This window comes from Sharpea porci (assembly GCF_009695655.1).
Taxonomy (GTDB): Bacteria; Bacillota_I; Bacilli_A; order Erysipelotrichales; family Coprobacillaceae; genus Sharpea; species Sharpea porci.
The window spans coordinates 82,741-107,096 of record NZ_VUNM01000003.1; the positions used below are offsets into that span (position 1 = coordinate 82,741).

The 24,356-nt window shown below is 36.8% G+C and carries 31 protein-coding genes and 2 riboswitches; of the genes, 17 read left to right on the forward strand and 14 right to left on the reverse strand.

Translation table 11 applies throughout. The features are described 5' to 3' along the window. The first annotated feature begins 1 nt into the window (after window position 1). The 5 genes from FYJ79_RS02920 to FYJ79_RS02940 all read left to right on the forward strand — a co-directional run bounded on the left by FYJ79_RS02920 (window position 2) and on the right by FYJ79_RS02940 (window position 3,813). The gene (locus FYJ79_RS02920; RefSeq protein WP_154514469.1) at window positions 2-760 is read left to right on the forward strand and encodes a histidinol-phosphatase; all 759 of its coding nucleotides are present in this window, start codon (window positions 2-4) and stop codon (window positions 758-760) included. Window positions 761-806: 46 nt separating this feature from the next. After that, entirely contained in the window at window positions 807-1,052 is a 246-nt protein-coding gene (locus tag FYJ79_RS02925) for a hypothetical protein (protein ID WP_154514470.1), read from the forward strand. Between the two features lie 12 nt (window positions 1,053-1,064). Further along, window positions 1,065-2,294 (forward strand): hypothetical protein, encoded by a 1,230-nt coding sequence (locus tag FYJ79_RS02930; RefSeq protein WP_154514471.1) that lies wholly within the window; start codon window positions 1,065-1,067, stop codon window positions 2,292-2,294. Beyond that, entirely contained in the window at window positions 2,291-3,160 is an 870-nt protein-coding gene (locus tag FYJ79_RS02935) for an alpha/beta hydrolase (RefSeq protein WP_154514472.1), read from the forward strand. Before FYJ79_RS02930 ends, FYJ79_RS02935 begins: the two co-directional genes overlap by 4 nt. Before the next feature lie 24 nt (window positions 3,161-3,184). Further along, window positions 3,185-3,231: riboswitch (PreQ1 riboswitch) on the forward strand. A gap of 90 nt (window positions 3,232-3,321) precedes the next feature. Next, window positions 3,322-3,813 carry a QueT transporter family protein gene (locus tag FYJ79_RS02940; RefSeq protein ID WP_154514473.1) on the forward strand — a complete coding sequence of 164 codons (492 nt, stop codon included), beginning with the start codon at window positions 3,322-3,324 and terminating at the stop codon, window positions 3,811-3,813. 107 nt (window positions 3,814-3,920) lie between these two features. Here FYJ79_RS02940 and FYJ79_RS02945 read toward each other — a convergent pair whose 3' ends face one another. The 3 genes from FYJ79_RS02945 to FYJ79_RS02955 form a co-directional block, all read right to left on the reverse strand. After that, a complete protein-coding gene (locus FYJ79_RS02945; protein ID WP_154514474.1) occupies window positions 3,921-4,349 on the reverse strand; it encodes a DUF5684 domain-containing protein in 429 nt (142 codons plus the stop codon). Window position 4,350: 1 nt separating this feature from the next. Next, the gene (locus tag FYJ79_RS02950; RefSeq protein WP_229771296.1) at window positions 4,351-6,099 is read right to left on the reverse strand and encodes an aminopeptidase P family protein; all 1,749 of its coding nucleotides are present in this window, start codon (window positions 6,097-6,099) and stop codon (window positions 4,351-4,353) included. A 68-nt stretch (window positions 6,100-6,167) separates the two neighbouring features. Further along, on the reverse strand, window positions 6,168-7,499 hold the full coding sequence (locus FYJ79_RS02955) for an MATE family efflux transporter (RefSeq protein ID WP_154514475.1): 1,332 nt from the start codon (window positions 7,497-7,499) through the stop codon (window positions 6,168-6,170). Window positions 7,500-7,628: 129 nt separating this feature from the next. Between FYJ79_RS02955 and FYJ79_RS02960 the strand changes: the two genes are divergently transcribed. The 4 genes from FYJ79_RS02960 to FYJ79_RS02975 all read left to right on the forward strand — a co-directional run bounded on the left by FYJ79_RS02960 (window position 7,629) and on the right by FYJ79_RS02975 (window position 9,965). Further along, window positions 7,629-8,087 (forward strand): Lrp/AsnC family transcriptional regulator, encoded by a 459-nt coding sequence (locus FYJ79_RS02960; RefSeq protein ID WP_154514476.1) that lies wholly within the window; start codon window positions 7,629-7,631, stop codon window positions 8,085-8,087. A gap of 75 nt (window positions 8,088-8,162) precedes the next feature. Beyond that, a complete protein-coding gene (locus FYJ79_RS02965) occupies window positions 8,163-8,762 on the forward strand; it encodes a PTS sugar transporter subunit IIB (RefSeq protein WP_154514477.1) in 600 nt (199 codons plus the stop codon). A 1-nt stretch (window position 8,763) separates the two neighbouring features. Next, window positions 8,764-9,342, forward strand: coding sequence for a maltose acetyltransferase domain-containing protein (locus tag FYJ79_RS02970; protein WP_154514478.1), 579 nt, complete (start codon window positions 8,764-8,766; stop codon window positions 9,340-9,342). Then, window positions 9,339-9,965 carry a phosphatase PAP2 family protein gene (locus FYJ79_RS02975; RefSeq protein ID WP_154514479.1) on the forward strand — a complete coding sequence of 209 codons (627 nt, stop codon included), beginning with the start codon at window positions 9,339-9,341 and terminating at the stop codon, window positions 9,963-9,965. Before FYJ79_RS02970 ends, FYJ79_RS02975 begins: the two co-directional genes overlap by 4 nt. A 19-nt stretch (window positions 9,966-9,984) precedes the next feature. Here the strand turns inward: FYJ79_RS02975 and FYJ79_RS02980 are convergent, their stop codons facing one another. Further along, window positions 9,985-10,716 carry a carbohydrate deacetylase gene (locus FYJ79_RS02980; protein ID WP_154514480.1) on the reverse strand — a complete coding sequence of 244 codons (732 nt, stop codon included), beginning with the start codon at window positions 10,714-10,716 and terminating at the stop codon, window positions 9,985-9,987. 96 nt (window positions 10,717-10,812) lie between these two features. On the opposite strand from FYJ79_RS02980, the gene FYJ79_RS02985 reads away from it, so the two are divergent. From FYJ79_RS02985 to FYJ79_RS03005, 5 genes are read left to right on the forward strand one after another with little or no spacing between them, the layout of a single operon-like run. Beyond that, window positions 10,813-11,409, forward strand: coding sequence for an XTP/dITP diphosphatase (locus FYJ79_RS02985; protein WP_154514481.1), 597 nt, complete (start codon window positions 10,813-10,815; stop codon window positions 11,407-11,409). After that, window positions 11,409-11,933, forward strand: a complete 525-nt coding sequence (locus FYJ79_RS02990; RefSeq protein ID WP_154514482.1) for a tRNA (cytidine(34)-2'-O)-methyltransferase — start codon at window positions 11,409-11,411, stop codon at window positions 11,931-11,933. Before FYJ79_RS02985 ends, FYJ79_RS02990 begins: the two co-directional genes overlap by 1 nt. Before the next feature lie 34 nt (window positions 11,934-11,967). Further along, on the forward strand, window positions 11,968-12,639 hold the full coding sequence (locus FYJ79_RS02995) for a TIGR01906 family membrane protein (protein ID WP_154514483.1): 672 nt from the start codon (window positions 11,968-11,970) through the stop codon (window positions 12,637-12,639). 18 nt (window positions 12,640-12,657) lie between these two features. After that, on the forward strand, window positions 12,658-13,527 hold the full coding sequence (gene aroE, locus FYJ79_RS03000) for a shikimate dehydrogenase (protein WP_154514484.1): 870 nt from the start codon (window positions 12,658-12,660) through the stop codon (window positions 13,525-13,527). 9 nt (window positions 13,528-13,536) lie between these two features. Continuing rightward, window positions 13,537-14,238 (forward strand): TIGR00266 family protein, encoded by a 702-nt coding sequence (locus FYJ79_RS03005; protein ID WP_154514485.1) that lies wholly within the window; start codon window positions 13,537-13,539, stop codon window positions 14,236-14,238. A gap of 355 nt (window positions 14,239-14,593) precedes the next feature. Here FYJ79_RS03005 and FYJ79_RS12810 read toward each other — a convergent pair whose 3' ends face one another. The 6 genes from FYJ79_RS12810 to FYJ79_RS03035 all read right to left on the reverse strand — a co-directional run bounded on the left by FYJ79_RS12810 (window position 14,594) and on the right by FYJ79_RS03035 (window position 17,827). Continuing rightward, window positions 14,594-14,791: a DUF3169 family protein gene (locus FYJ79_RS12810; RefSeq protein ID WP_154514486.1), complete on the reverse strand. Its 198-nt coding sequence runs from the start codon at window positions 14,789-14,791 to the stop codon at window positions 14,594-14,596. A gap of 40 nt (window positions 14,792-14,831) precedes the next feature. Further along, entirely contained in the window at window positions 14,832-15,434 is a 603-nt protein-coding gene (locus FYJ79_RS03015; protein WP_195836998.1) for an HAD family hydrolase, read from the reverse strand. Window positions 15,435-15,472: 38 nt separating this feature from the next. Beyond that, window positions 15,473-16,072 carry an HAD family hydrolase gene (locus FYJ79_RS03020; protein ID WP_154514488.1) on the reverse strand — a complete coding sequence of 200 codons (600 nt, stop codon included), beginning with the start codon at window positions 16,070-16,072 and terminating at the stop codon, window positions 15,473-15,475. Between the two features lies 1 nt (window position 16,073). Beyond that, window positions 16,074-16,592 (reverse strand): folate family ECF transporter S component, encoded by a 519-nt coding sequence (locus FYJ79_RS03025; RefSeq protein ID WP_154514489.1) that lies wholly within the window; start codon window positions 16,590-16,592, stop codon window positions 16,074-16,076. Window positions 16,593-16,652: 60 nt separating this feature from the next. Next, a riboswitch (THF riboswitch) is annotated at window positions 16,653-16,750 on the reverse strand. 75 nt (window positions 16,751-16,825) lie between these two features. Continuing rightward, complete coding sequence (gene rbr, locus FYJ79_RS03030; protein ID WP_154514490.1) at window positions 16,826-17,410, reverse strand: rubrerythrin; 585 nt, start codon at window positions 17,408-17,410, stop codon at window positions 16,826-16,828. A gap of 15 nt (window positions 17,411-17,425) precedes the next feature. Continuing rightward, window positions 17,426-17,827 (reverse strand): Fur family transcriptional regulator, encoded by a 402-nt coding sequence (locus FYJ79_RS03035; protein WP_154514491.1) that lies wholly within the window; start codon window positions 17,825-17,827, stop codon window positions 17,426-17,428. Between the two features lie 157 nt (window positions 17,828-17,984). Here FYJ79_RS03035 and hflX point away from each other — a divergent pair, with 157 nt between their 5' ends. Then, window positions 17,985-19,208, forward strand: a complete 1,224-nt coding sequence (gene hflX / locus FYJ79_RS03040; RefSeq protein WP_154514492.1) for a GTPase HflX — start codon at window positions 17,985-17,987, stop codon at window positions 19,206-19,208. On the opposite strand, the gene FYJ79_RS03045 is transcribed toward hflX, so the two are convergent. Then, on the reverse strand, window positions 19,205-19,807 hold the full coding sequence (locus FYJ79_RS03045) for a hypothetical protein (RefSeq protein ID WP_154514493.1): 603 nt from the start codon (window positions 19,805-19,807) through the stop codon (window positions 19,205-19,207). The genes hflX and FYJ79_RS03045 overlap by 4 nt on opposite strands. A gap of 149 nt (window positions 19,808-19,956) precedes the next feature. Between FYJ79_RS03045 and FYJ79_RS03050 the strand changes: the two genes are divergently transcribed. Next, entirely contained in the window at window positions 19,957-20,772 is an 816-nt protein-coding gene (locus tag FYJ79_RS03050; RefSeq protein ID WP_154514494.1) for a metallophosphoesterase, read from the forward strand. A 45-nt stretch (window positions 20,773-20,817) separates the two neighbouring features. On the opposite strand, the gene groL is transcribed toward FYJ79_RS03050, so the two are convergent. Together groL and FYJ79_RS03060 are read right to left on the reverse strand one after the other, a co-directional pair. Further along, the gene (gene groL / locus FYJ79_RS03055; protein WP_154514495.1) at window positions 20,818-22,437 is read right to left on the reverse strand and encodes a chaperonin GroEL; all 1,620 of its coding nucleotides are present in this window, start codon (window positions 22,435-22,437) and stop codon (window positions 20,818-20,820) included. A gap of 11 nt (window positions 22,438-22,448) precedes the next feature. Then, window positions 22,449-22,709 carry a co-chaperone GroES gene (locus FYJ79_RS03060; protein WP_154514496.1) on the reverse strand — a complete coding sequence of 87 codons (261 nt, stop codon included), beginning with the start codon at window positions 22,707-22,709 and terminating at the stop codon, window positions 22,449-22,451. Window positions 22,710-22,863: 154 nt separating this feature from the next. Between FYJ79_RS03060 and FYJ79_RS03065 the strand changes: the two genes are divergently transcribed. After that, the gene (locus tag FYJ79_RS03065; RefSeq protein WP_195836999.1) at window positions 22,864-23,784 is read left to right on the forward strand and encodes a 3-hydroxyacyl-CoA dehydrogenase family protein; all 921 of its coding nucleotides are present in this window, start codon (window positions 22,864-22,866) and stop codon (window positions 23,782-23,784) included. Between the two features lie 140 nt (window positions 23,785-23,924). Here FYJ79_RS03065 and FYJ79_RS03070 read toward each other — a convergent pair whose 3' ends face one another. Then, window positions 23,925-24,137 (reverse strand): HipA N-terminal domain-containing protein, encoded by a 213-nt coding sequence (locus FYJ79_RS03070; RefSeq protein WP_326803177.1) that lies wholly within the window; start codon window positions 24,135-24,137, stop codon window positions 23,925-23,927. Window positions 24,138-24,356 lie beyond the last annotated feature (219 nt).

Below are 24,356 nucleotides of genomic sequence, written 5' to 3' on the forward strand. Positions count from 1 at the left end.
TATGAAGAATTATCATACACATACCTATCGATGCCATCATGCCATTGGCTTTGAAAAAGACTATATTGAACAAGCTATTGATCAAGGCTTTACAACACTTGGTTTTTCTGATCATGCCCCATGGCACTATGATTCCTCTTTTAAGCCATTTATGCGCATGGATGAGACGGATATTGACGATTATATTTTTACGCTAAGAGAACTACGTGAAACATATAAAGATCGCATTGATATTAAAATTGGCTTTGAAGCAGAATATTTTGAAGAGAAGATGGACTGGATGAAAGAAGTTATCAACCGTTATCATATTGATTATTTGATTCTAGGAAATCATTATGATGGTAGTGATGAAGATGGACGTTATTATGGCATGCCACCACAGGACCTAAGTTCCGTTACACGCTATTGTGATCAGGTAATAAAAGGCATGGAAACAGGGCTTTTTAGCTATGTTGCCCATCCTGATGTCATCTATTATAACCAACATGATCAAAGACAATTAGCCCAGCTAGAAAGACTGTGTCATAAAGCTAAAGAACTCGACATCCCTCTTGAATTCAACATGCTTGGATACTTACATCATCGTCATTATCCAAGTACGCCTTATCTTAAGATGGTGAGGGAAATAGGTAATAAAATGATTGTCGGTTGTGATGCGCATGAAGCAAGTGCGATTGATGGTAAAAAGATGAAGACTGTTATTGATCGTTTAAAGCAGGAAGGGTTTCTACTTACGGATGAAATATTTTTCTTGCAGTAGGGATTTTTTGGTAAACATGATATAATGAACGCGTGAGGTTATGACTATGGACTTTTTAACAAATGCTTTGATTGAAGAACATTTAGAAGAATGCATGGAAATCGTGAAAGAAGAAATGCAGGATTATTATCTAGATGAAGACGAATATCCTATTCTGACAAGAGAAATCATGTTGACGGCCCAAAGTGCTGGCGGTGACTTCTCTGAAGGTAATATTCGTTTCTATTGTGATGAATATAAAAAACATAATTTCTTATCACGTTTTAAACGTATGCATGATGCAAATTACTAATCGGGGGTAACTATGGCGAAGAGTGTAACAGAAGTACTCAAAGAATATCTTAAAGCCCATGAGAGTAAGCATGTCGGCAAATATCGCTTTCGTGCAGCCTATCGCAGTGGCGACTTTGTCATCAAGGGCATTTACTATATCATGGATAACTCTTTTCGTACGGTTGAGATATTTGTTGAACTGAGTGTTATTGATGAAGAAGTCAGTGTAACTTTTTCAGAAAAACTGAATGAACGGGAAAAACAATATATTACTAATCACCTGATTGAAAAAATCATAGACCGACTCCAATATCCAAACTATCTTCACTATAGTCTTTATGATCGCTTCATCGATGACAAACAGCCAACAGAAATCCCAACAGTATCATCAAGAGACTGGATTGATGTCCTGAATTATATGAAATATCATTATGGCGTCAATCAGGAAACAAGCGATCGTTTTATTCGTCTCTTTAGACCAGCAATGATTAATCTAAGAGAAAGAAAGCATTATGAAGAATATTTGGATGCTTTTTATGCGTTCTTTGAGAATGTTGATTATCAGTATGAATGGGGGAGTGGGAATTCTATCTATCTTGATACCGAATATCAATTCCATCTCTTCTATTTAAGAGAGCTACTTAAATCACTATATACCAATTTTGATATGTTTTATAATGCCCAACCTAATAAGACTTATCGTGTTATTAAGTTATTATGTGATCATGTACGTTTTGCGATGATGATTATGGTGGATTATATGAAGCGTATTATCTCACCAACAAGTGCCCAAAATCATCTATTTGAACGTCTAGAACAGGACTATATTCTTTTTAGTGAAGAATCAAAGCATTATAATGATTATAATATTGTTTATTCTTATCTTTATTATCTTTATCATGATGATCATGAGAATTATCATAAAGTTGTTGAAGATGTGATTAGAGCGGTTGTTAATAACTATTTGACATATGTTAATCATGATTTAGATATTGCACTTGGAAATGCTTTTATTAAGAGTGAGGGTTATGAAACTATTATTGAAATCTTCCATACAGACTATAATACAATGATCTTTACAGTCTTCCCGATTGAAAGCTTTCCTGATGAGCTCAAGAATACCATCCGTGATGAATTAGCACGTGCAATACGATTCTTTGCGGGCAGGATGGACAATGATCAATATCGTCTGTCTTCATTAGAACAAGTATTAAATATTAATCGATTATTATTAGATAATTTTAGGGAGTGGTACGAATGAAAAAACTATTAACAGCAACTTCAATTAGCCTTCTATCTACAGCATCAGCTTATAAACTGACAGCTGACTTCACCCACAAAATGCTTTATCGTAATGTGGTTGTGAGAGATGATTTAAGTGATTTGGGTGCAAAGACAATTCGCTTAAAGAATCATAAGGGCTTAGAATTATGTGGACATTTCATTGAAAAAGAGAATACAAAAGCAACTCTTGTCATGTTACATGGCTTTGAAGAAGATGCCAGTGATCTTATTGAAGCGATGCATTATTTTGAGAATATGTTGAATTGTAATATGTTATTGTTGGATGCGAGTGCTCATGGGATGAGTGATGGCTATATTCGTCAGTTTGGTTATGATGATGTCTTTGATTTAATGCTTTGGAATAAGTATTTGTTGAAGAAGTATGGTGATAAGCATCATATTATCATGTATGGCAAGGGTATGGGTGCTAATACAATTCTCAATACGGCAGGTCTTGGCAAGCTGAAGAATGTGGACTGCATTATCAGTGATGGCGCCTATAGCGATGTCTTAAGCTACCTTGCTTCTAAAGCCCAAAAAGTAATCAAACTACCACCATTTATCACAAAACCTATCATGCGTACAATTGTCATGAATGAAACAGGACGTGATCTTAAGGACATGGATACAATCAAGTATGTCACTAAGAATACCATTCCAACAATCTTCATCCATTCACGTCATAATCAGGATGTTGATGTTAAGAATGTTTATGCCCTTTACAACAATAATGCTTCAGCTAAGGAACTTTTCGTTGTCAGAGAAGATCATTTCTATGAAATGAATCAGGATGATTCCTATGCGAAAGTCTTACCTGAATTCTTAAGGGAACATATTGCATAGTTTACATCACTATGTTATAGTGTACAGGAACTGGTTCGAGAGCCAAACCCAGTATAAAAAACTAAGAACATGAAAAAAGTTTTTTTACGCGACAAGGCTCATGCTTTGCCGCTTTTTTCTTGTTTGGCTTCTAACTGTTATTTAGAAGAAGGAGAGATTTTATGAAAATTGACACAAAAACGATTGCCTTCAATGCAATCATTGCCGCAGTCTATGGCGCACTCACAATCTTACTAGCCCCTATTTCTTATGGTAGTATTCAGATGAGAATTTCTGAAATAATGGTTTTTCTAGCATTCTACAATAAGAAATATATTCCTGGTCTTGTATTAGGTTGTTTCATTGCGAATATTCCTAGTCCATTAGGTTTATGGGATATTTGTTTTGGTACTTTGGCGACACTGATTGCTGTTATCGCAATCAATAAATTACCTAATCGTTATTTAGGTGCATTAGCTGGTGCACTTGCCAACGGACTTATTGTCGGATTGGAACTTGCGATTAACTTCCCATTAGGGAAAAACATGTTTGTGAACTATGGCTTAAATGCAGGTTATGTCTTTATTGGCGAACTTGCTATTTTAGTGATTGGGGCATTCGTATTTGGGCTATTAGAGAAGAATAAACAAGTTGAACATTTATTAGAAGCTTAAAAATCTAACATAATGAACATAGCGACATCTCATGTAGGATGCCGCTATTTTTGTATTATGTAGAAAATGTATCTATATCAAAAGAGGTCTGCTAAGAGACCTCACTATTAACCTTGGTACTTAGAAGAACCAAAGCCAAGTATCAACAAGAATATTGTATTAAATAAGCATAGACCTAGGCCAAAGAGAAAACCATGACCGAAGGCACTTGAAAGGCGGAAATTGTAGATCAGGCAAGCAACCAAGAATATCAGAAGAAGCGCCAATCCTACAAACATCATGAGAGCCCCAAGAGCAGGGATGGCTCCTAAGCCAATACACAATAAACCAATCCAACCAAATAAGGAAACAATACCAGGGAAACCGGCAATTTCAAAGAGTACCCATGTATTGACAATAGGAATGAGTGACAAAATACCTGAACGACCGGCTTTATTGAAAATCTTCCACATGGCAATAACTGTTAGGATGAGGACAAATAATCCTAGGGTAGGATGTTGTTCAAGATTGGGATAACGATCATATAATGTATTCATATTAGATCTCTCTTGTATAAATGCTTAACCATTCTCTTTCTTCATCATTGAGTAATGGAGCAATCTTTTCATAGACAAATTGATGGTAATCATTCAACATAGCTTTCTCTTCATCTGTCAACATATTTGTATCAATACCATCTAAGTCTAATGGGACATAAGTAAGAGGTTCAAATCTTAAGAATGTACCATATTCTGTTTCCCCGTCTTCTACACAGAGCAGCTCATTTTCATGACGAATGCCATAATGACCTTCACGATAGTAACCAGGTTCATCACTTGTAATCATGCCAGCTTCAAAGACGGCATTTTCACCAGTACGCTGCTTTGGACGAATGCCTTGTGGACCTTCATGGACATTCAGTAAATGACCAATACCATGACCAGTACCATGTTTGAAATCTTTGCCTTCAGCCCACATTGGTGCACGGGCATAGGTATCAAGGTTAATACCTGTCATACCATGAGGGAAGCGTGCATACATAAGATGGAGCCAGCTCTTTGCGACAAGTGTAAAGTCATGGCGTTCTTCGTTAGAAAGATCACCCAAGACAAATGTACGAGTAATATCAGTTGTTCCATCTAAGTACTGTCCGCCACTATCAATCATCAACATGCCTTTATTGTTGATTGTGGCATTGCTTTCTTTAGTAGCCTGATAGTGAATGATGGCCCCATTTGTACCATAGGCACAGATGGTCGCAAAGGATGGTTCTAAGAAGAGTTCCTGTTCACGACGATATTCTTCAAGCTTATCGGCAACACTCATTTCAGTCATTGGGATATGACCAACATTGTGTTTAAGCCAGTACATAAAACGTGTAACGGCAACACCATCTTTGAGATGGGCATTCTTTGTATTAGCGATTTCCACTTCGTTCTTTGTGCTCTTGAAGTATTGTGATGGGTTGATACCATCCGCAATCTCACAATTAATTGATTCATAAAGCGCATAATTAATCGCATTCAAGTCGACAAGCAATGTGCCTTCAAGCTTGCTGACATCTTCATAAATCGCATCATAATCCTTAATAGAAACACCAATAGAAGCATAATAATCCTTCATATCATCATCATAGACACCTTCTTGTAGATAAAGTGTCGCTTGATCTTTTTCAATAAGGGCAAAGGCTAATACTGTTGGAGAATATTCAATATCATTACCACGAATATTGAAGATCCAAGCAATATCATCCAATGAAGAGACAAGATGAGCATCACAGTCATTCATATCCATATAGCTACGAATATCTTCAAGTTTAATAGAAGCATCCACACCATGATACTTTGTATCATAGATAAAAGCTTTTTCATGAGATTTTTCTGGGCGATCATGCCATACTTGATCAGTAAAATCAACAGGATCAAGCTCTAAGTTATCATCCATGGCATTTTCAAGATCAATCACAAAACGAGCAGTCATGACCTTTGGATCAAAAGCTAGAACACTATTTTCATTTAAGTGTTGGACGAGGAATTCTTCAATAGTAGGAACACCAGGTTCAGCCATTTTCATGAGCTGAATGCCGTCTTTAAGCTGTTTTGCAGCCTGTATGAAATAACGCCCATCTGTCCATAAATAGGCATCATCCTGACCGACAACTAAAGTCCCAGCTGAACCAGTAAAGCCAGAAAGGAATTCTCTTACACGATAATAATCACCTACATATTCTGATTGATGATCATCATCAGTAGGAACAATGTAATAATCAATGTTATTTTCTTTTAATAATTTCTGTAATTCTTTCATATTCATCACCTAGCGCCAAGTATAGCACAAATGACATAAGGTATCTTTAAAAACGCTAAAAAAGCAGACTATTCTTTCATGAGAACTGAGCGATGTTTAAAGTAATAGAAGAATCCAAATGCATCAGCGATAAACCAGCCAATGGGAATAGAAATCCAGATGCCCGTTTCATGAAAGAAAGGCGCAAGGCTGTAGGCCAGGACAACCCGTATGCCTAGGGAAATAATAGTGAGCACGAGGGACATAAGGGGCTGATTCATGGAACGATATAATCCATAAAGCAAGAAAAGAATCCCAATCCCAACATAAAAAGCACCTTCAATACGTAAATAATGGACACCTGAGAGGATGACTTCTATCTCCTCACGCTTGACAAATACCATCATCAGATGCTTCGCAAAAAGGGAAACAAAAAGAGAAGCCACAAGAGAAAAGACAGTACTTAAAAGACAAGCTATTTTTATGCCGTCTCTTAAGCGCTCTTTCTTTCCTGCTCCATAGTTTTGGGCAACGAATGTTGAAAAGGCATTGCCAAAGTCCTGGACGGGTAAATAGGCAAAAGTATCAATCTTAACACCGGCCCCAAATCCAGCCATCGTCACAGCCCCAAAGCTATTGACAAGACGTTGAATGAGAAGAATGCCAAAATTCATGCAAGATTGTTGGAGGCAGGTGAGAAGAGAGAATTTGGTGATGTTTTTGAGGATGGCTTTGTCATAATGAAAATGCTCTCTTGTCGGCAAGAGTGACTTGCATCTTGTCATGACATAAAATGTAATGCCAATGGCACTGAGATATTGGGCAATGACTGTCGCAATCGCTGCTCCTGCAATGCCGTATTGAAAGACAATCACAAATAAGCTATCAAGAAGAATGTTGGTGATGGCGGAAAAAGCTAAGAAGTAGAGTGGGATGGTAGAATTGCCAACAGCACGCAAAAGAGAGGCAAAGAAATTATAAAAAGCTACAGCAATCATTCCACTTAAAATCCACATTAAGTATGTTTTTAAATCTGCCATGATGACTTCAGGTACATTGAGGAAGATGAGAATGGGATCGATTATTAGATATGAGATGACTGTCAAAATCAAAGCCACACCAATCACTAAGAAGAAGGCATGCACAATTGCTGTTTTTAGAGCATGATCATTTTTGGCCCCATAATAGATCGAAAACAAAGATCCAATGCCCATTGATAAACCAATGAAAATAGAAGTCAAGAAGACCATCAGGGCATAAGCTGAACCCACTGCACCAAGGGCATGAACACCAATAAACTGTCCGACAATAAGTGTATCGGTGATGTTATAGATTTGTTGGAGGAGGTTGCCGGCAATCATCGGCAGGGCAAATAAAATGAGATTCTTTGTGATGGATCCTTCAGTTAATTTATAATACATAACCTTTCACCTTGTTATATAATGATTAATATATGAAATATAATACTAAATAATATTACAATTTATAATCTAGTAGTTTCATATTGTCATGTCAAGCGAGTGATGATACATTATATGGGGTGATGCAGGATGTTTTTAGAAAGCTTAAATGATATTGATCAAAAGATTATCGCATTATTAATTGAGAATGCGCGTTATACTTATTCACAAATTGCAGAAAAGCTAGGTCTTTCAAGAGTCGCAATTAAGAATCATATTGATGAATTGGAGAGAAAAGGGATTATTGAAGGCTTTACGACGATACTTAATCCACAAAAGATGAGTGATTCGATTTCGCTCTATTTTGATATTGAGACAACTCCAGAGTCTTATGGGAAGGTTGTTGAGATATTGAATAGTCAGGATCATATCACACAAATTTATCGTACAACGGGAGACTATCATCTTCATGTACATGCCTTATTAAGCAGTCAGGATGAAATGGATAGCTTCTTACATGATGTCATGGATCAGCTTCCTGGCATTAAACATATGACGACAAATGTCATTCTAACACGCATTAAGGATATAAAAGGATTAAGGCTTTAAAGCATTTTCCTCTTATGATCTGGATGTTGAAAAAATATGAAAATCATCTTAAGATAGATATAAGAGGGTAAGGATATGGATTTATTTAAGGAAAATAGGGCGGTATTTTGCTTGTGGGCAAAGATGCATGCAGGTGATTATGAAGGTGTAACAGTTAAACAAAAGAATCAGGAAACACTGATTTTTATGTATGAAGATCGCTCAGCGACACTTATTATGCATGAAAATGGTATGCATGAAGAATGGGTAAATGATCGTTATGGGGATATGCATTTCTATCTCCATTATGAATTTAAACACTACCCCCTCGCTGTTTCTTTTTACCGTGCAATGATGAAAGAGCTGACCAAAAAGAATGCAAAACATAAAGAAAGAGTCCTGCTTTGTTGCAGTGGGGGAATGACTACAAGTTATTTCAAGATGCAGATGAATAACTATCTTGCTTTGTCCCATGCTCCTTATACAATTGATGCTGCAGCCTTGTGTGATGTACCAGCTATTGCTCATCGTTATGATCTTATTCTTGTTGCCCCACAAATACGCTATGCCACAGACAAGCTCAAAGAAACAATCAAGGATGTACCTATTGATATCATCCCGACGGACATCTTTGCGACATATGACTGTGCTAAGCTCTATGAGCGTATTCAAGATCTCTATAATAAGGATAAATAGTATGACGGAAAAAGAAAAAATGTTGAAGGGTGAAGTCTATCAACCTTGGAGTGAAGAACTCATTGATGAAAGAGATGATTGCACAACAACCCTTATTGCGTATAATAGTACAAGTCCCCGTGATCGTGGTTATCTTGATGAAAAGATCAAGAGTCTTATTCATGCAGCAGGGGAATTGATGATCGAGCAGCCTTTTTACTGTGTTTATGGTTATAATATTGAAGTGGGCTATAATTTCTATGCAAAGAAGAATCTTTCAATTGAAGATACAAATAAAGTCATCATTGGTAACCAGGTGACTATGGGTTCCAATGTCACAATACTTACAAGCATCACACCTTATAATGAACAAGAACGCAGTCTTGGTTATGAAAGAAGTATGCCTGTCTTTATTCATGATCATGTTTATATCGGTGGTGGCAGTGTTATTTGTCCCAATGTCAGAATTAACCAAGGGGCTTATATTATTCCAGGATCAGTTGTCACGAATGATATTCCTCCCTATGTCATTGCCGGCGGAAATCCTTGCAAGATTATCAGAGCTATTGAAGCCAAGGATGTTAGGAGGAAGGAAATATGATGAATTTTATCCATGCATTTGATTATGCTTTGTTAGAGTTTTACCATAATCTTGCGGTTATGACAAATAATGCTTTTACACCATTTATTAGGTCAATCAGTTACTTTTTCGATTTAGAAAAAGGTCTTCCCCTTGTCATTATTGCGATTGCCTTATTGTTTTTTAAGAAAACACGGAAGGTGGGCTTTGTGATGGTTGTATCAATGGTAATTGGCCTTATATTCACAAATCTCTTTATTAAGAATTATGTTGCACGCTTGCGTCCATTTCAATCAGGTCGCTTAGAGATTGTCAACTGGTGGAAGTATGTCGGTAGTGTACATGTGGGAGAATATTCTTTCCCAAGTGGGCATGCGACAGCAACTATGGCTGCAATGACAGCAATCTTCTTGACTTGTAATAAGAAATATAGCTGGCTAGGCTTTTTATTTGTTTTATTAATGGGCTTTTCACGTAACTATCTGATGGTGCATTATCCAAGTGATGTCGTAGCCGGCATGCTTGTAGGACTTGTTTCAGCATTATTGGCCTATGGTCTTTATCGGGCTTTAAAAAGCTATACTTATTCCCATCTTGATTATCACTGGTGTCAAAAATTGTATTATTCTGGTTTATTTGAATAAGATAAAAAAATGGCGAAGTTTAGGACTTCGCTATTTTTGTATAGTTTGTGATAGTTATATGATGGCTATTGAGGAAGTTTATTGTATTTGGGTTCATCCAGAAATCAAGTTCTGTCTTTCTTTCAGTATTGTAGGAAGAAATCTCACAAAGATGTTGATCGCAAAAAGCAGGATGGGTCATGATTTCAACGGTTTCTTCAGGCATCGTAATGATCTTTTCTAATGTCTCTATGTTAGCATTAGAGGCATGGAAGTCAGTAAAACATGGGACAAAGGGCTGATTGGTTATAACCTGTTTCTCCTGTCTTAACGGCAAGTTGTATTCTTGCGAAAGCTTTCTTGTGATACCAAGGAAACGGGGCATGAGATGGATATGATGATGGCTGTCGAAATGATCGGGCATACGTCCGGCTAGTTTAATGAACGTATCAATCTGTGCTTTCCATTCTTGATATACTTCTTCATTGTCACAATCGATGCCATGAAGATAGGTGTTGCGTTTTTTAAAAGAGCCATCTTTGTCTCTAAAGCTTTGACCATCCGTTAATGGCCGACCGGATGTGATACAAAGATGCACACCAACACCTAAATCATCGACATTTCTAAGTAATGCAATTGTTTTTTCGATATCAGGACATGTCATCATGACTGTTGTTGAAGAAATAAGGCCTTCTTGATGCCCTTGCAGGATACCTTGATTACAGCCATCACTTAAACCAAAATCATCTGCATTAATAATTAACTTTTTCATATCATCACCATGACCATTATACTAAAATAATCATGTGAATTCTTTCTTTTCATCAATATTATTGTATAATAGAAACGCAAAGTTGAGGAAAAAGATATGAAAGAGATTATTGTCGCTAGTGGTAATCAAGGAAAAATTAAAGAAATCAAAGCAATGCTTGAACCTTTAGATATTCATGTTTTGAGTATGAAGGATGTCTTAGGAGATGATGTTGATATTGAAGAAAATGGTAAAACATTTGAAGAGAATGCAATCATTAAGGCAGAAAGTATCATGAAACAAGTGCATCGTCCTGTATTAGCTGATGACTCGGGATTAGAAGTGGATTATTTGAATAGAGAACCGGGTATCTATAGTGCAAGATGGATGGGACATGATACAAGCTATGATATTAAGAATCAGGCGATTATTGATAAACTGGCTGGTGTAGAAGGGGAAAAACGTAGCTGTCGTTTCGTTTGTGCTATGGCACTAGCTATACCTGGTCAAGAGACAAAAGTCTTTAAAGAAACTTTTGAAGGTCTTGTCAATGATCATATTGCTGGTGAGAATGGTTTTGGCTATGATCCTATTTTCTATTTCCCACCATTAAAGAAAACAAGTGCTGAAATGACAATGGAAGAGAAGAATCAATATTCTCATCGTGCCAAAGCACTTAAAGACCTCTATCATTATGTGAAGGAGAATATGTAATGAATCATATCGTATTAATCCATCCAGCTATTCCACAGAATACTGGTAATATCATGCGTACATGTGTGGCAACCAACACACATCTACATATTATTAAACCAATGGGATTCTCATTGGATGATAAACATATGAAAAGAGCAGGCTTAGATTATATCAAAGATCTCAAGCTTACGATTTATGAAGATTGGGAAGAGTTTGAAGCGAAGAATCCAGGACATTATCATTTCTATACCCGCTACTCCAATCAGACCTATTCAGAAGCTAACTATACACAAGAGGGCGATCATTATCTCTTGTTTGGGCATGAACATGACGGTATTCCTCATGATATTCTTCGTGCACATTTAGATGAATGTGTACGTATTCCAATGTATGCAGATAGCCGTTCACTCAATCTTTCTAACACTGTCGCTATTGGCATCTATGAATGCTTAAGACAGCAGGATTTCCCTGACTTAGTGCGTCATGAAGTCCAGAAGGGTGAACATTTCTTAACTGAAGAAAGTGATACAAAGCGTTATTAAGCATGGATAGTCCATGCTTTTTTAGGAGATATAAATGTTTTTTCAACTCAGTACAAAAAAAGAAAAATTGATTACTGTACTTTTGTCTTTCTGGGTCATTACTTTCGCTATCATTCTAACAACCTTTCTCTCCCCCCTCCTCTATAACCAACAAGTCAACACATTTCATTTACCAAAACTTGTCCATATGTCATCAACGCAGATTAAAGAAAATTATGGCCATATCATTCATTATCTTTCTATATTCACCAATACATCCATGCAAGTCTCCTCAAAACTGATCACAAGTAAAGCGACATCTATTCATTTTGCGGATGTTAAGAAAGTTCTTGGAGTAATTCAAATCTATTTTCTTCTTTCCACACTGATATTAATACCGCTTATTCATACAAGCCTCAAAGAGAAAAGACATATGTTTTTTAAAACAACACCAATTGTTTTAATTGTGATTATAGGGATTGTCGGGAGTTTTATGGCAATGAATTTTGATAGTGCTTTTACACTTATGCATCAGCTTATATTTCGTAATAATTACTGGCTGATTGATCCAAGTGTTGATCCGATTATCAATATATTTCCAGAAACATTCTTTTTAGAGCTGGGTGTTATTTTATTGGCTATTATTGCTTTGATGATTGTATTGATGATTATTATCGATAAATATTTGAAGAAATGTTATCTTGAAGAAGAAAATAAGCTATACTGATGAAAAGGAGAAAGAACTATGGGTAGAGAACTTGCGATTACTGGTCATACTGAACTTATTGGTTTAGTAGCCACACCAATCAGACATTCCATGTCCCCACAAATGCATAATGCGGCTTTTGATGCTTTGGGATTGGACTATGTCTATTTAGTATTTGAAGTAGGTAAAGAAGAACTTAAAGATACAGTAGCAGGACTTAAAGCAATGAAAGTCAGAGGCTGGAATGTTTCTATGCCTAATAAAGGGGATATCGGGCAATACTTAGACCATGTATCTCTCGTTTCAGAACTTTGTGGAGCTATTAATACAGTTGTCAATGATGATGGTGTATTAACAGGGACATCTACAGATGGGACAGGATTTGTTCGTGCACTCAAAGAAAATGGCTTAGATATTAAAGGAAAGAAACTAGTCTTGCTTGGAGCTGGTGGTGCTGCTGCAGCTATTATGGCACAGTGTGCTATTGATGGGGCAAGAGAGATTGTTGTTTTCAACAAGAAAGATGCTTTCTATGCAAAAGCACAGGAACGTATCAAGCTAATTGAAGAAAAGACAGGGGTAGAAATGCATCTCTATGATATCGATGACAAAGCCCTATTAAAACAAGAAATTGATAGTGCTGATGTACTTGCGAATGCGACAAGTGTAGGGATGGTCCCTCATCAAGATAGCTGTCTTGTTGAAGAATCAGACTTACATGAAGGATTATATGTCTTTGATTGTGTTTATAATCCAAAAGATACATTATTATTACAACGAGCTAAGAAAGTAGGCGCAATACCAGTCAGTGGTGTTTATATGCTTCTATATCAGGGAGCAGAAAGCTTTAAACTCTGGACAGGCAAGGAAATGCCAATTGATATTGCCCGCAAAGCTATTGGCTTATAGGAGGAATATATGAAATATAGAATAAATGGTGATTCAGATTGCCCATTAGCAGAAGTAACTCTCGCAAAAGGGGAAAAGATTAAAATAGAACGTGGTGCAATGGCTTATAAGGCTAATGTCGATATTGTTGGTAAAATGAATTCCAACAGAAAGGGCCTTGGTGGCGTTCTAAGTGCTATTGGTCGTAGCTTGACAAGTGGCGAAAGCATGTTTATCACCCAGGCAGAAGGCTTAAGTGATGGCAGTATTATTGGTATTGCCCCAGCTATTCCAGGTACGATCTGCAAGCTTGAAGTTGGTTCAAAGCAATATCGTTTGAATACCGGTGCTTTCTTAGCGTCCGATGATAGTGTGAACTATGTCATGAAGAGTCAGGATTTAGGAAAAGCTTTCTTTGGTGGAACAGGTGGACTTTATGTCATGGAAACAGCAGGAGAAGGGGATATCTTAGTTAATGCCTTCGGGGCTTTAGTGGAACTGACAGTAACACCTGATACACCTCTTACTGTAGATAATGAACATGTTGTCGCCTGGGATGCCAACCTTGATTACAATATTGAGATTGCATCGGGTACTTTTGGCTTTACAACAGGAGAAGGCTTGGTGAATACATTCCATGGTGATGGTAAAGTATTGATTCAAACACGTAATCTTCATAGTCTTGCGGACGCCTTAAGCCCTTTTCTACCAAATAAATCAAGTGGCAACTAACTAAGGAATATCTGATTTATCAAGTAGTTAGGGAAATATCCAAATAACTAACAAGCAAGGTCAATGATATTTGGCCTTGTTTTTTATTGCACTTTGATCTTTTCCATATCGTATTGAGATGTTGATTTCTTTCCTGACTGATAATTCCATAGAGCTTTCATTTTTTGTTTAAGTGTGCTTTTCGGCCATAATAAAATCTCTTAAGAGCAGGGCAGTACATTTTGTGTATTAGTACTGTCTACAATTAGGAGATCATATCAGAGGACATTCCTTTTTGTATGGCTGATCTTTATTCTAATTTTATCCCAACTTGATTATTTTTTTGCTTAAAGAAAATAGGCACTCAGGTTGACAATCATGATGATGGCAATAAAGCAACTGATGTAAGAAGGTAAAGTAAAGCAGAGATAATTAAGAGAATGACACATGTGAGATTTGTCAAAAGAGAGGCCTTATAGGCACATTTGCCTATGATAATCTTGTCCGCTTCATCACTATCTTCTAGCCATTTTTTCTGGAAATTTAAGACGATTCTTAAGTACCAAGCTTCCACCTCCCGACAACTTTCTATTGCATATTGTCAAAGAAAAAGACTAGAGCTGAATACCTCTAGTCTTAAGTTCAGTGATTAAGTTTTGATCTTGCTTTCTTACAATGCCATCCATGCCAAGTTTTTTGGCTGCTTCGATATTGGCAGGACTGTCATCGATAAAGAGGCAGTTGTGAGGATCGAGATTGAAACGTTGAAAAAGAATATGATAGATAGCTGGATCTGGTTTTAAACAGTGTTCCTCGCCAGAAAGGATAGCACCTTCAAAAAGAGAGAAGATGTCTGGATGGTCATGTGCTCTTTTGTGATAGAGGTCCTGATGGATATTGGAAAGAATATAAAGTGGATAGCCTGCTTTCTTTAGTGCTTTGACAGCTTCGATGCTTTCATCTATTGGCTGCAACATTTCTTCTTCGAAATGATCAAAGATAAAGTTGATGGCCTGTGTGTCGTTAGGATGGTGCTGGCGTATGAGTGTTCTAACTTCGTTGACATTCGCATTGCCTAAGTCAAGCATTTTCCATTCATCGCTTAAAAAGACCATCTTCTTTAATCTTTCTGCATCTCCTTGAAAATACTTGTTTAAAAAAATATCGGGATTCCAGTTCAAGAGAACACCACCAATATCAAAGATAATATCTTTCATCGTTTTCATCTCCTTTTTCCTAAGTATAACACAAAAGGCTATAGGTCAATGCCCATAGTCTTCAATCTTTCTATTAAGTTTTGTTGTGGTTGACTTAGTATTGTCTTCATACCAAGTCTTTGTGCAGTTTCGATATTGGCTAAGCTATCATCAATCAATAGACCATCTAATGGATCTAAGTGAAATTGTTGGAAGAATTTCAGATAGAGGGATGCATCAGGTTTGAGTTCATGTGCTCCTCCTGATAGTGTTGCTCCATCAAAGAGGGAAAAGATTTCGGGTTCTTGTTGATATCTTTGGATGTAACGATCTTGATTGAGATTGGAAAGAAGATAGAGCTTATAGCCTTTCTTCTTTAATGCTTTGACAGCTTGAATGGAATCATTAATCGGTTGCATCATTTCATCTTGAAAGTGATCAAAGATAAAATAGATTGCTTCACGATCACTTGGATAGCGTTCAAGCAGTAATGTTTGAACATCTTGTAAACCTATTTCTCCTAAGTCTAATCGTCGCCATTCTTCACCTAAGAATACCATATCTTTAAATCTCTTAACATCATCAGGGAAATATCGAGCAAGAAAGAAATCAGGATTCCAGGAAAAGAGCACATTGCCAATATCAAATACAAAATACATGTTATGCTCTGACTTTCTTAATCACTGAACGTTCACCAATAGCCTTAAGAACTAAACTTACTAAAGCAGTATTAATTGGTAACATGATGATTTCTTTGAAAAGTCTTGCACTTATGGCGACCATGAAGGCTTTTCCATAAAGCATTGATAACCATAATGAGTTCAACATTAAGTTCACGACAAGCACAATAATCACCTGAGCAATAAAGATACGCTTAATGCTGAATTCATGATGATGTAAGATGAAACCATAAATAGCACCACTTAAGATTGTAGAAATCGTAAAGCCTGGGAAGAAAGGTCCTGTTGGAGCGATGATATAACCACCTACATCAGCCAACAAGCCAACAATCCCACCAATAGCTGGACCAAAGAGGAAACCAGCAATAGCTAATGGTAATGTTGTGAATCTGATTTCAATAAGTGGTGAGAGTGGAATCTTGAAGTAAGATAGAATAATGGATATGGCTGCCAACATTGCTGTAATGGCTAAAATTTTAGTGTTCTTTAATTTTGACATAAATATACCTCCTTTGCAGTATCTTCCTTGTTACTACAGCGGAGGTTTACTCACGTGTGTAGCAGCGGGATGCGACAAAGAAACCGCAAGAACAACTTTTCGTCCCGATGACAACTCCCCGTTCATCGAGCACTTAACGCCTCTTTGTCTACTCTGCATTTGTCATGCCTTGATGATAATGCATACCATAGAAAAATGCAATAAAAAAGAGACGAGAATCTCGTCTCAATGGATTAATCAAAGAACTTGTATTCTTCGAAGTAAGCCTGTGGATGTGCACATGCAGGACATGCCTTTGGAGCTTCTTCAGCTTCAACAACATAACCACAGTTATTACATTTCCATAATACTTTATGATCTTTCTTGAATACAGTACCATCTTCAATTCTTGATAATAACTTTAAGTAACGATCTTCATGCATCTTTTCAGCACGAGCGATAGCACGTAAGATGGCAGCAATTTCAGGGAATCCTTCTTCTTCAGCAATCTTAGCATAGCTTGGATACATATCAGACCATTCTTCATTTTCACCAGCAGCAGCTGACTTTAAGTTTTCAGTTGTTGTACCAAGCATAACAGGGAAGCTTCCTTCAACAGCGATTGTTTCGCCTTTGAAACCACCAGCAACCAATAATTTCATCAATCTCTTAGCATGTTCTTTTTCCTGATTAGCAGTTTCTTCGAAGATCTTCTGTACTTCTACGAAACCATCTTTCTTAGCCTGAGATGCAAAGTAAGTATATCTCATTCTTGCCTGAGATTCACCTGCAAAGGCATGCATTAAATTACCAGCTGTTTTTGTTCCTTTTAAATCCATAATGTTTTCCTCCTCTTACGATTTACACACACACTCATCACAAATACCTCGAAAGACGAGCGCTGCTGAATGAACAATAAGTTTGTTTTTTGTCGCAAGATCATTTTCAAGTTGTTTAAGGTCATTTGTATCTACGTCGATATCAATGATCTTGCCACATTGTTCACAGATAAAGTGGGAATGAGAGCTGATATCAGCATCAAAATGTACTTTATCATCACCTAAATCAAGCTTCTTGATCATGCCATCTTCCGCAAGAAGATTAAGATTACGATAAACAGTTCCAAGTGAAATGTTTGGTAAAACTTTTTGTGTCTTGCCATAGATCACTTCGGCGGTTGGATGTGTATAATCAGCACACAATATGTCATAAATCACACTACGCTGTTTCGTCATACGTCTTCTTACTACGCTCATGCTCTTCCTCCTTATTAGTAATGATTACAAATAAAGTATAGCTTTATATGTAGTAAATGTCAATACTATTAAGAATAATTCTTATTAAATATCAATATCTTTTCAAGACATTCAAAATAAAGTAAAATAGTATCAATGAAAGAGAAATGAGGTTTATATGAAAAAAGCGATATTAGTTGCCTTAGATTATAAAGATGATGATGATTTTGCGATGAGTCTTAGTGAACTGAAGGGTTTATGTAAAGCTTGCGATATTACCTATACAAAAGTGATTATTCAAAGTATTACGCCGACCAAGCCCTATTATATGGGCAAGGGTAAGGTTAATGAAGTTAAGCGAATGATTGATGATGAAGAGATGATCATTGTAGGAGAAGAACTAACGCCACTTCAGGTACGTAATCTTACTGAAGAGCTTGGTATAGAAGTGACTGATCGAACAGATTTAATTCTTCGCATCTTTGCGTCAAGAGCGAAAACGAAAGAAGCTAAATTACAGGTGGAGATTGCCCGACTGAATTATGAACTGCCTAGACTGGCTGGTATGCATGAAGGGATTTATAGCCAGCAGGGTGGTAGTGGCTTTAGAGGCGCAGGGGAAACGCAGCTAGAAATTGATCGACGTCATATTCATCACCAGATAGCGTCAGCTAAAAAAGAACTTGCCCGACTTAAGAAAGAAAGGCAAATTCAAAGACAACGACGTATTCGTAATCAGGAAGAAGTTGTTTGTCTTGTCGGTTATACAAACTCTGGTAAATCATCTTTGATGAATCTTTATACGCAAAAGAAAGTCAGTGCCCAGGATATGCTTTTTGCGACACTTGAAACATCGACAAGAAGAATCCGTTTAGCGAACAAGAAGTATATTCTTTTATCGGATACGGTTGGTTTTATTTCTCATTTGCCTCATCATCTCATAGAAGCCTTTCTTTCAACACTTGAAGAAGTGAAAGAAGCTGATCTTATTGTAATGGTTATTGACTGTAGTGCGAAATATGTCCAAAAACAAATTGATGTCACTCTTGAGACCTTGGATCAACTTGGTGTTGAAAATACGCCCATTCTCTATGTTTATAATAAAGAAGATTTGCCCCATGATGACTTGCTTGTGACTCGTGATCCACATGTCTTTATTTCTGTAAAAAAGGAAACACATATTGAAGATATGGAAAAAGAGATCTTACGCTTACTTGCGCAAGATGAAGAACGTGTGGCGATGGTTATTCCTTATGAAGAAGGAGAAGTCTATAATATGCTTAAACAACATGTTCATATTATTGAAGAAAGCTTTCCTGAAGATGGTATTCATTTGATTGTAGAAGTGACAAGCTATTATAAAAATAAATATAAACAGTATATGAAAACACCAGAAAATTAATTCTGGTGTCTTATTTTTTCCTTTATTTCTGTCAGCATGGAGAGAGAATCATGGGTGGCATAAATAAGGGGAGAAATCATATATGTCGGTGTTGCCATATTGAGAAAGGATGGATAGTCTTCTTTAAGCTGAGGGGCGAGATAGAGAGCTGTATAGCGCTTTGCTTCTTGCAGTGCCTGATTAAGATCAAGAGCTTCAATCACAATCGGACTTTCTTCATATTTTAAGACTTCCTGCAAGATTTGGACAAAAGGTGCAGCTGACAGGCCATCTTGTGAGACAATGCCAATATGGATATTCTTTGATGTAAACATATTCATGAAGGCATAATGAAAATCATGAAAGAGTGAGGTGAATTGAGCGAGGTTATTAAAGCGATAATGGAGATAGAAGAGTGTCTTGTCGCTTCTTGTAATCTGTTCTTCAATAATATGATTATGCCATAATGTTATGCATCCTTTTAAATCATCAATTTCATAAATAACTCTTCGACAATAGGTTTTAGAAGACGTAGAGATCTTGACTTGTTCATCAGTAAACTGCCCTTGAAGATAGATAAAGATAAAATCAAGATAAAGTGTTCGATAAAATGCATCCATACTCTCACCTGCCTTATGCTCATTGTATCATAATTTCTATATTTTATGTGAAAGAGCTTACATTTAATGAATTTTAGGAAAAATGTTATTTCATTTTCGATAGAGAGAAGGAATATGGTAGAATAAAAAAGAATGGAGGCGAAGAAAGCATGAACAAGAAATATGTTATTTCGGATTTACATGGTCAGTTTGTGCTATTGCAGCTTCTTTTAGAGAAAATCGCCTTTGATGATAGTGATGAATTGTATGTATTAGGGGATATCATGGATCGTGGTCCCAATAGTATTGACATCTATTATTTTATTAAGAGTATGAATAATATTCATATGATTAAAGGAAATCATGAAATCATGATGCGTACATCCCTCATACAATCACTCAAATATAATGACTTAGATGATGAACGCAATAATGCCTACCGTCTCTGGAAACAGAATGGGGGCTATCGTACTGTCGATAGTATTCGTGAATATCTGCAAAAAGACTGCATTACCTACTCTGAATACTATGATCATCGTAAGCAGTTTATGAAAGAACTTATAGAATTTATTGATAGCTTACCAGATTATATTGAGATGGACTATCAAGGTAAACACTATGTCCTGGTACATGCTGGTGTTGATCCAGATAAACCATTAGTCAAAGATACTGACCCAGAATTATTAGCCTGGATTAGAGAATATTTTTATATGTCTCCATGTAATCTTGATTATACTTATATTTTTGGTCATACACCATTATGTTTTATAAATATGGATGGTTCCTTTAATATCTGGCATGATCCAGATTATGGCAATAAGATTGGTATTGATGGAGGACTAGCTGTTGGGGATAAAGGACAGCTTAATTGCCTTTGTCTGACTACCGGGGAGGAAATTGTCATTCCTTATCGTGAAGGACAACAGGAAGCTATTGAAAAACGTGTTGAAGAGGAAGAAAAGCAACTACATATTGTTAGAAAATGAAAAAGAGAATCTGCTGAGATTCTCTTTTTGCTTTATTGATTGTTTTTAATACATGCCACCTGGTGCAGGCATTGCAGGTACTGGTTCATCCTTCTTAGGAAGTTCAGCTACGCCAGCTTCAGTTGTGATGAAGAGGGCAGAGATAGATGAAGCGTTCAATAAGGCACTTCTTGTAACCTTAGTTGGATCAATGATACCAGCTTCAAACATGTTAACCCAAGTACCATGTTTAGCATCAAAGCCAACATTCTTATCAGCTTTCTTCTGTTCATCAATGATATCTTCTTCATTGTAACCAGCATTTTCTGCAATCTGTGCCAATGGGGCAAATAATGCATCTAAGACAATGTTGATACCTTTCTGTACATCAACATTCTCATCCTTTAATTCACCCTTCAACTGCTTATAGGCTTCTACTAAGGCAGCACCACCACCGATGACGATACCTTCTTCTACGGCAGCCTTTGTGGCATTCAATGCATCTTCAATTCTTAATTTCTTTTCTTTCAATTCACTTTCAGTCATTGCGCCAACCTTGATTGTAGCAACACCGTTAGATAATTTACCAATTCTTTCAGATAATTTCTTCTTATCATAATCACTCTTAGCTGAAGCAAGCTGATTCTTAATTTCTGCAATTCTTGCCTTAACAGCATCACTTGTAGAATGACCAACTAATGTTGTATTATCCTTCTTAACAATGACTTTCTTGATTGTACCAAGGTCTTCAAGAGTTAAGTCAGATAATTTCATATTTAAGTCCTTATTGTAGAACTTAGCACCAGTTAAGACAGCGATATCTTCAAGGTTATCCTTCTGGCTATCACCAAAGCCTGGAGCCTTAGTTGCAACAACATTGAAAGTACCTCTTAATTTATTCAATACTAATGTTGAAATAACTTCATTTTCATAGTCTTCAGCAATCAATAATAATGGTTTGTTGGCCTGTACAACCTGTTCCAAGACAGGAAGGATTTCCTGAAGGTTAGAGATTTTCTGGTTTGTGACTAAGATGAGTGGGTTATCCATTTCGACTTCCATCTTGTCTGTATCACTGACCATGTATGGTGATACATAACCTTTGTCATACTGCATACCTTCATTGACTTCTAATTCATCATCAAATGAGTTAGAGTTATCAACATTAATTACACCATCTCTACCTACTTTTTCCATCGCATTACTGATGAGCTGACCAATATGTTCATCACCACTAGAAATAGATGCAACAGCAGCAATATCATCACTTGTTTCAACCTTATGACTATTATCAACTAAGACTTTCGCAACAGCCTTACCTGCTTTTTCAATACCTTCTCTAAGTAATACAGGATTGCTGCCTTTATCAACAGCCTTTAAGCCATTATTAATCATATCTCTTGTAAGAATAGTAGCTGTTGTTGTACCATCACCAGCTACATCATTTGTCTTATTAGCTGCTTCATAGACAAGCTTAGCACCCATATTTTCAAACTTATCTTCAAGTTCAATTTCTTTCGCAATGGAAACACCATCATTAGTGATCAATGGAGAACCATATGATTTTTCCAATACAACATTACGTCCTTTAGGACCCAAAGTGACACTGACTGCATCAGCCAATGTATTTACACCTTTCAACATTGCTTTTCTAGCATCATTGCCATAACGTACTTCTTTTGCCATAATTATGCCTCCTACTGAATTGATGCAAGAATATCTTCTTCATCAATTACAATGAAATCTTCATCATTGATTGTTACTTTAGTGCCTGAATAGTTCTTATAAACGACTTTGTCGCCTTCTTTAAGACCACTTTCACATTTAGGACCAACGGCTACAACAGTTGCCTGACTTGGAACTTCTTTTGATTCAGTTGTTAGAATAATACCGCTTGCAGTTTTCTTCTCAGCTTCCTCTTTCTTGAGTACTATATTTTTTGATAATGGTTTAAGCATATTCTCACTCCTTCTTAGCACTCTCTTATTTCAAATGCCAAGTAACATTATAACAATCTTTGGCACAATGTCAATAAGAGTGCTAAAAATATTAACGATAATTACTTAACAACTTTTCCTATCAATCTATAATAGAGATATGGAGGTGGATATCATGTACCATTTATTATTTGCCGGCAGTGGTCTTATTGGCTGTGGGTTAGCAGCTAATGCCTTATGTCATCATCAGGATGTGACACTCTATGATATAAGAGATGCGGACCAGGTAAAAGATAACCTGAAAAATGTTCTTGAGAAGCTTGTTGTGGCAGGTGTGATTAAACGTGAAGAAAGCGGTGTTCTGTTGGAGAAAGCCCATATTACACATGATCTAGAAGAAGCGCTAGAGGGTAAAGATGCCATTTTGGAATGCTTGCCAGAAAGACTGGATATTAAGCAAGAATTCTATAAACGTGCCCAAAGCATTCAACCAGATATTCTTATTTTCTCTTCAACAACAGCCATGTTTCCTTCAAAGCTTCAAAAAGATATGCCCCATCCAGAACATATCTTAGTTGGTCATCCATTTAACCCATCCTACATGATTCCTTTGATTGAAATAGTAGGGGGAGAAGCTGTAAGTGAGGAAACAATTAATAAAGCGAAAGCAATTTATACAGCGATGGGTAAAAAGCCCATTGTCTGTCAGAAAGAAGTCAATGGCTATATTGTTCAGCGTGCTAACTGGGCGATGTTTAAAAGCTTGCTTTCGGCTGTTGAAGATGGTGTTGCTTCGGTTGAAGACATTGACACAGCCTTTACATATGGTCCAGGCATGCGTGCAGCTATTCTTGGCCAGCTTCTTGCACTTGATTTAGGTGCTAAAGGCGGTTATGGGGCAATGGCTCAAAAATATGGTGATTCACTCAAGAGTGCAATGGGCATTGATCCAGCTCTTTTTGATGATCTTGTTGAAGGGATTACTTTAGAAAAAGCCCATCGTCCTTGTGAGCTTGGTCAGACGAATGAAGAAATTGAAGCTTTTCGCGATAAAGCAATGGCCATATTCTTAAAAGAGATTCTTCACTTTGAATAATGAAAATGCCTCATAAGTTGTTTATGAGGCGTTTGTTTTATTTTGGGGTGGCATTAATTTAACACAGTAATTGTGGCATGAACTCAATATTTCTTGTTTGCTTGGATTCTTAATGACTATTCCAAAACATAATTAACGTATTATATCCTCTGGCTTTCAATTCTGACATTGCCGATACAGTCTCGATAAGATACAAGTAATAAACCAAAACGATCTTTTCTGTCTATTTTCCAGTTCTTAACTACAGTATCAAGTAACCATCCTTCAGGTATTAGACCATCAAAAAACGCAAATAATGTTTTAGATAAATAATGTTCATGTGAAAGGGGTAGAGTTAGGCTAACTGTTGACACTCCCCATGCCTAAAGGCAGGGGATTCTTGCTACCTGCCACTACATAGTGGCTGACCATTACATTTCTGTTAGGTCGTAGTGCAAGGTATGGGTGTGCCATCACCCATCATAGGGCAGAACATATAGTTCCCTACGCAGTATGTCTGATATTACTATCGCCAACATACTCAGTTGAGTTGCAGATGTTCATGGCTCCAAGAATATCTCGGTGAATGTGGA

Bases quoted from the DNA above. Each gene is read 5' to 3' on its own strand.
- FYJ79_RS02995 (WP_154514483.1), top strand. From the start codon at position 11,968: ATGTTTTTTCAACTCAGTACAAAAAAAGAAAAATTGATTACTGTACTT.
- FYJ79_RS03025 (WP_154514489.1), bottom strand. From the start codon at position 16,592: ATGTCAAAATTAAAGAACACTAAAATTTTAGCCATTACAGCAATGTTG.
- FYJ79_RS03065 (WP_195836999.1), top strand. From the start codon at position 22,864: ATGTACCATTTATTATTTGCCGGCAGTGGTCTTATTGGCTGTGGGTTA.
- aroE (WP_154514484.1), top strand. From the start codon at position 12,658: ATGGGTAGAGAACTTGCGATTACTGGTCATACTGAACTTATTGGTTTA.
- FYJ79_RS03050 (WP_154514494.1), top strand. From the start codon at position 19,957: ATGAACAAGAAATATGTTATTTCGGATTTACATGGTCAGTTTGTGCTA.
- FYJ79_RS02950 (WP_229771296.1), bottom strand. From the start codon at position 6,099: ATGAAAGAATTACAGAAATTATTAAAAGAAAATAACATTGATTATTAC.
- rbr (WP_154514490.1), bottom strand. From the start codon at position 17,410: ATGGATTTAAAAGGAACAAAAACAGCTGGTAATTTAATGCATGCCTTT.
- FYJ79_RS02920 (WP_154514469.1), top strand. From the start codon at position 2: ATGAAGAATTATCATACACATACCTATCGATGCCATCATGCCATTGGC.
- FYJ79_RS02925 (WP_154514470.1), top strand. From the start codon at position 807: ATGGACTTTTTAACAAATGCTTTGATTGAAGAACATTTAGAAGAATGC.
- groL (WP_154514495.1), bottom strand. From the start codon at position 22,437: ATGGCAAAAGAAGTACGTTATGGCAATGATGCTAGAAAAGCAATGTTG.
- FYJ79_RS02965 (WP_154514477.1), top strand. From the start codon at position 8,163: ATGGATTTATTTAAGGAAAATAGGGCGGTATTTTGCTTGTGGGCAAAG.
- FYJ79_RS03045 (WP_154514493.1), bottom strand. From the start codon at position 19,807: ATGGATGCATTTTATCGAACACTTTATCTTGATTTTATCTTTATCTAT.
- FYJ79_RS03005 (WP_154514485.1), top strand. From the start codon at position 13,537: ATGAAATATAGAATAAATGGTGATTCAGATTGCCCATTAGCAGAAGTA.
- FYJ79_RS02945 (WP_154514474.1), bottom strand. From the start codon at position 4,349: ATGAATACATTATATGATCGTTATCCCAATCTTGAACAACATCCTACC.
- FYJ79_RS02980 (WP_154514480.1), bottom strand. From the start codon at position 10,716: ATGAAAAAGTTAATTATTAATGCAGATGATTTTGGTTTAAGTGATGGC.
- FYJ79_RS02930 (WP_154514471.1), top strand. From the start codon at position 1,065: ATGGCGAAGAGTGTAACAGAAGTACTCAAAGAATATCTTAAAGCCCAT.
- FYJ79_RS03015 (WP_195836998.1), bottom strand. From the start codon at position 15,434: ATGAAAGATATTATCTTTGATATTGGTGGTGTTCTCTTGAACTGGAAT.
- FYJ79_RS03035 (WP_154514491.1), bottom strand. From the start codon at position 17,827: ATGAGCGTAGTAAGAAGACGTATGACGAAACAGCGTAGTGTGATTTAT.
- FYJ79_RS03060 (WP_154514496.1), bottom strand. From the start codon at position 22,709: ATGCTTAAACCATTATCAAAAAATATAGTACTCAAGAAAGAGGAAGCT.
- FYJ79_RS02935 (WP_154514472.1), top strand. From the start codon at position 2,291: ATGAAAAAACTATTAACAGCAACTTCAATTAGCCTTCTATCTACAGCA.
- FYJ79_RS02960 (WP_154514476.1), top strand. From the start codon at position 7,629: ATGTTTTTAGAAAGCTTAAATGATATTGATCAAAAGATTATCGCATTA.
- FYJ79_RS02970 (WP_154514478.1), top strand. From the start codon at position 8,764: ATGACGGAAAAAGAAAAAATGTTGAAGGGTGAAGTCTATCAACCTTGG.
- FYJ79_RS02955 (WP_154514475.1), bottom strand. From the start codon at position 7,499: ATGTATTATAAATTAACTGAAGGATCCATCACAAAGAATCTCATTTTA.
- FYJ79_RS03020 (WP_154514488.1), bottom strand. From the start codon at position 16,072: ATGTATTTTGTATTTGATATTGGCAATGTGCTCTTTTCCTGGAATCCT.
- FYJ79_RS02940 (WP_154514473.1), top strand. From the start codon at position 3,322: ATGAAAATTGACACAAAAACGATTGCCTTCAATGCAATCATTGCCGCA.
- FYJ79_RS02985 (WP_154514481.1), top strand. From the start codon at position 10,813: ATGAAAGAGATTATTGTCGCTAGTGGTAATCAAGGAAAAATTAAAGAA.
- FYJ79_RS02990 (WP_154514482.1), top strand. From the start codon at position 11,409: ATGAATCATATCGTATTAATCCATCCAGCTATTCCACAGAATACTGGT.
- FYJ79_RS02975 (WP_154514479.1), top strand. From the start codon at position 9,339: ATGATGAATTTTATCCATGCATTTGATTATGCTTTGTTAGAGTTTTAC.
- hflX (WP_154514492.1), top strand. From the start codon at position 17,985: ATGAAAAAAGCGATATTAGTTGCCTTAGATTATAAAGATGATGATGAT.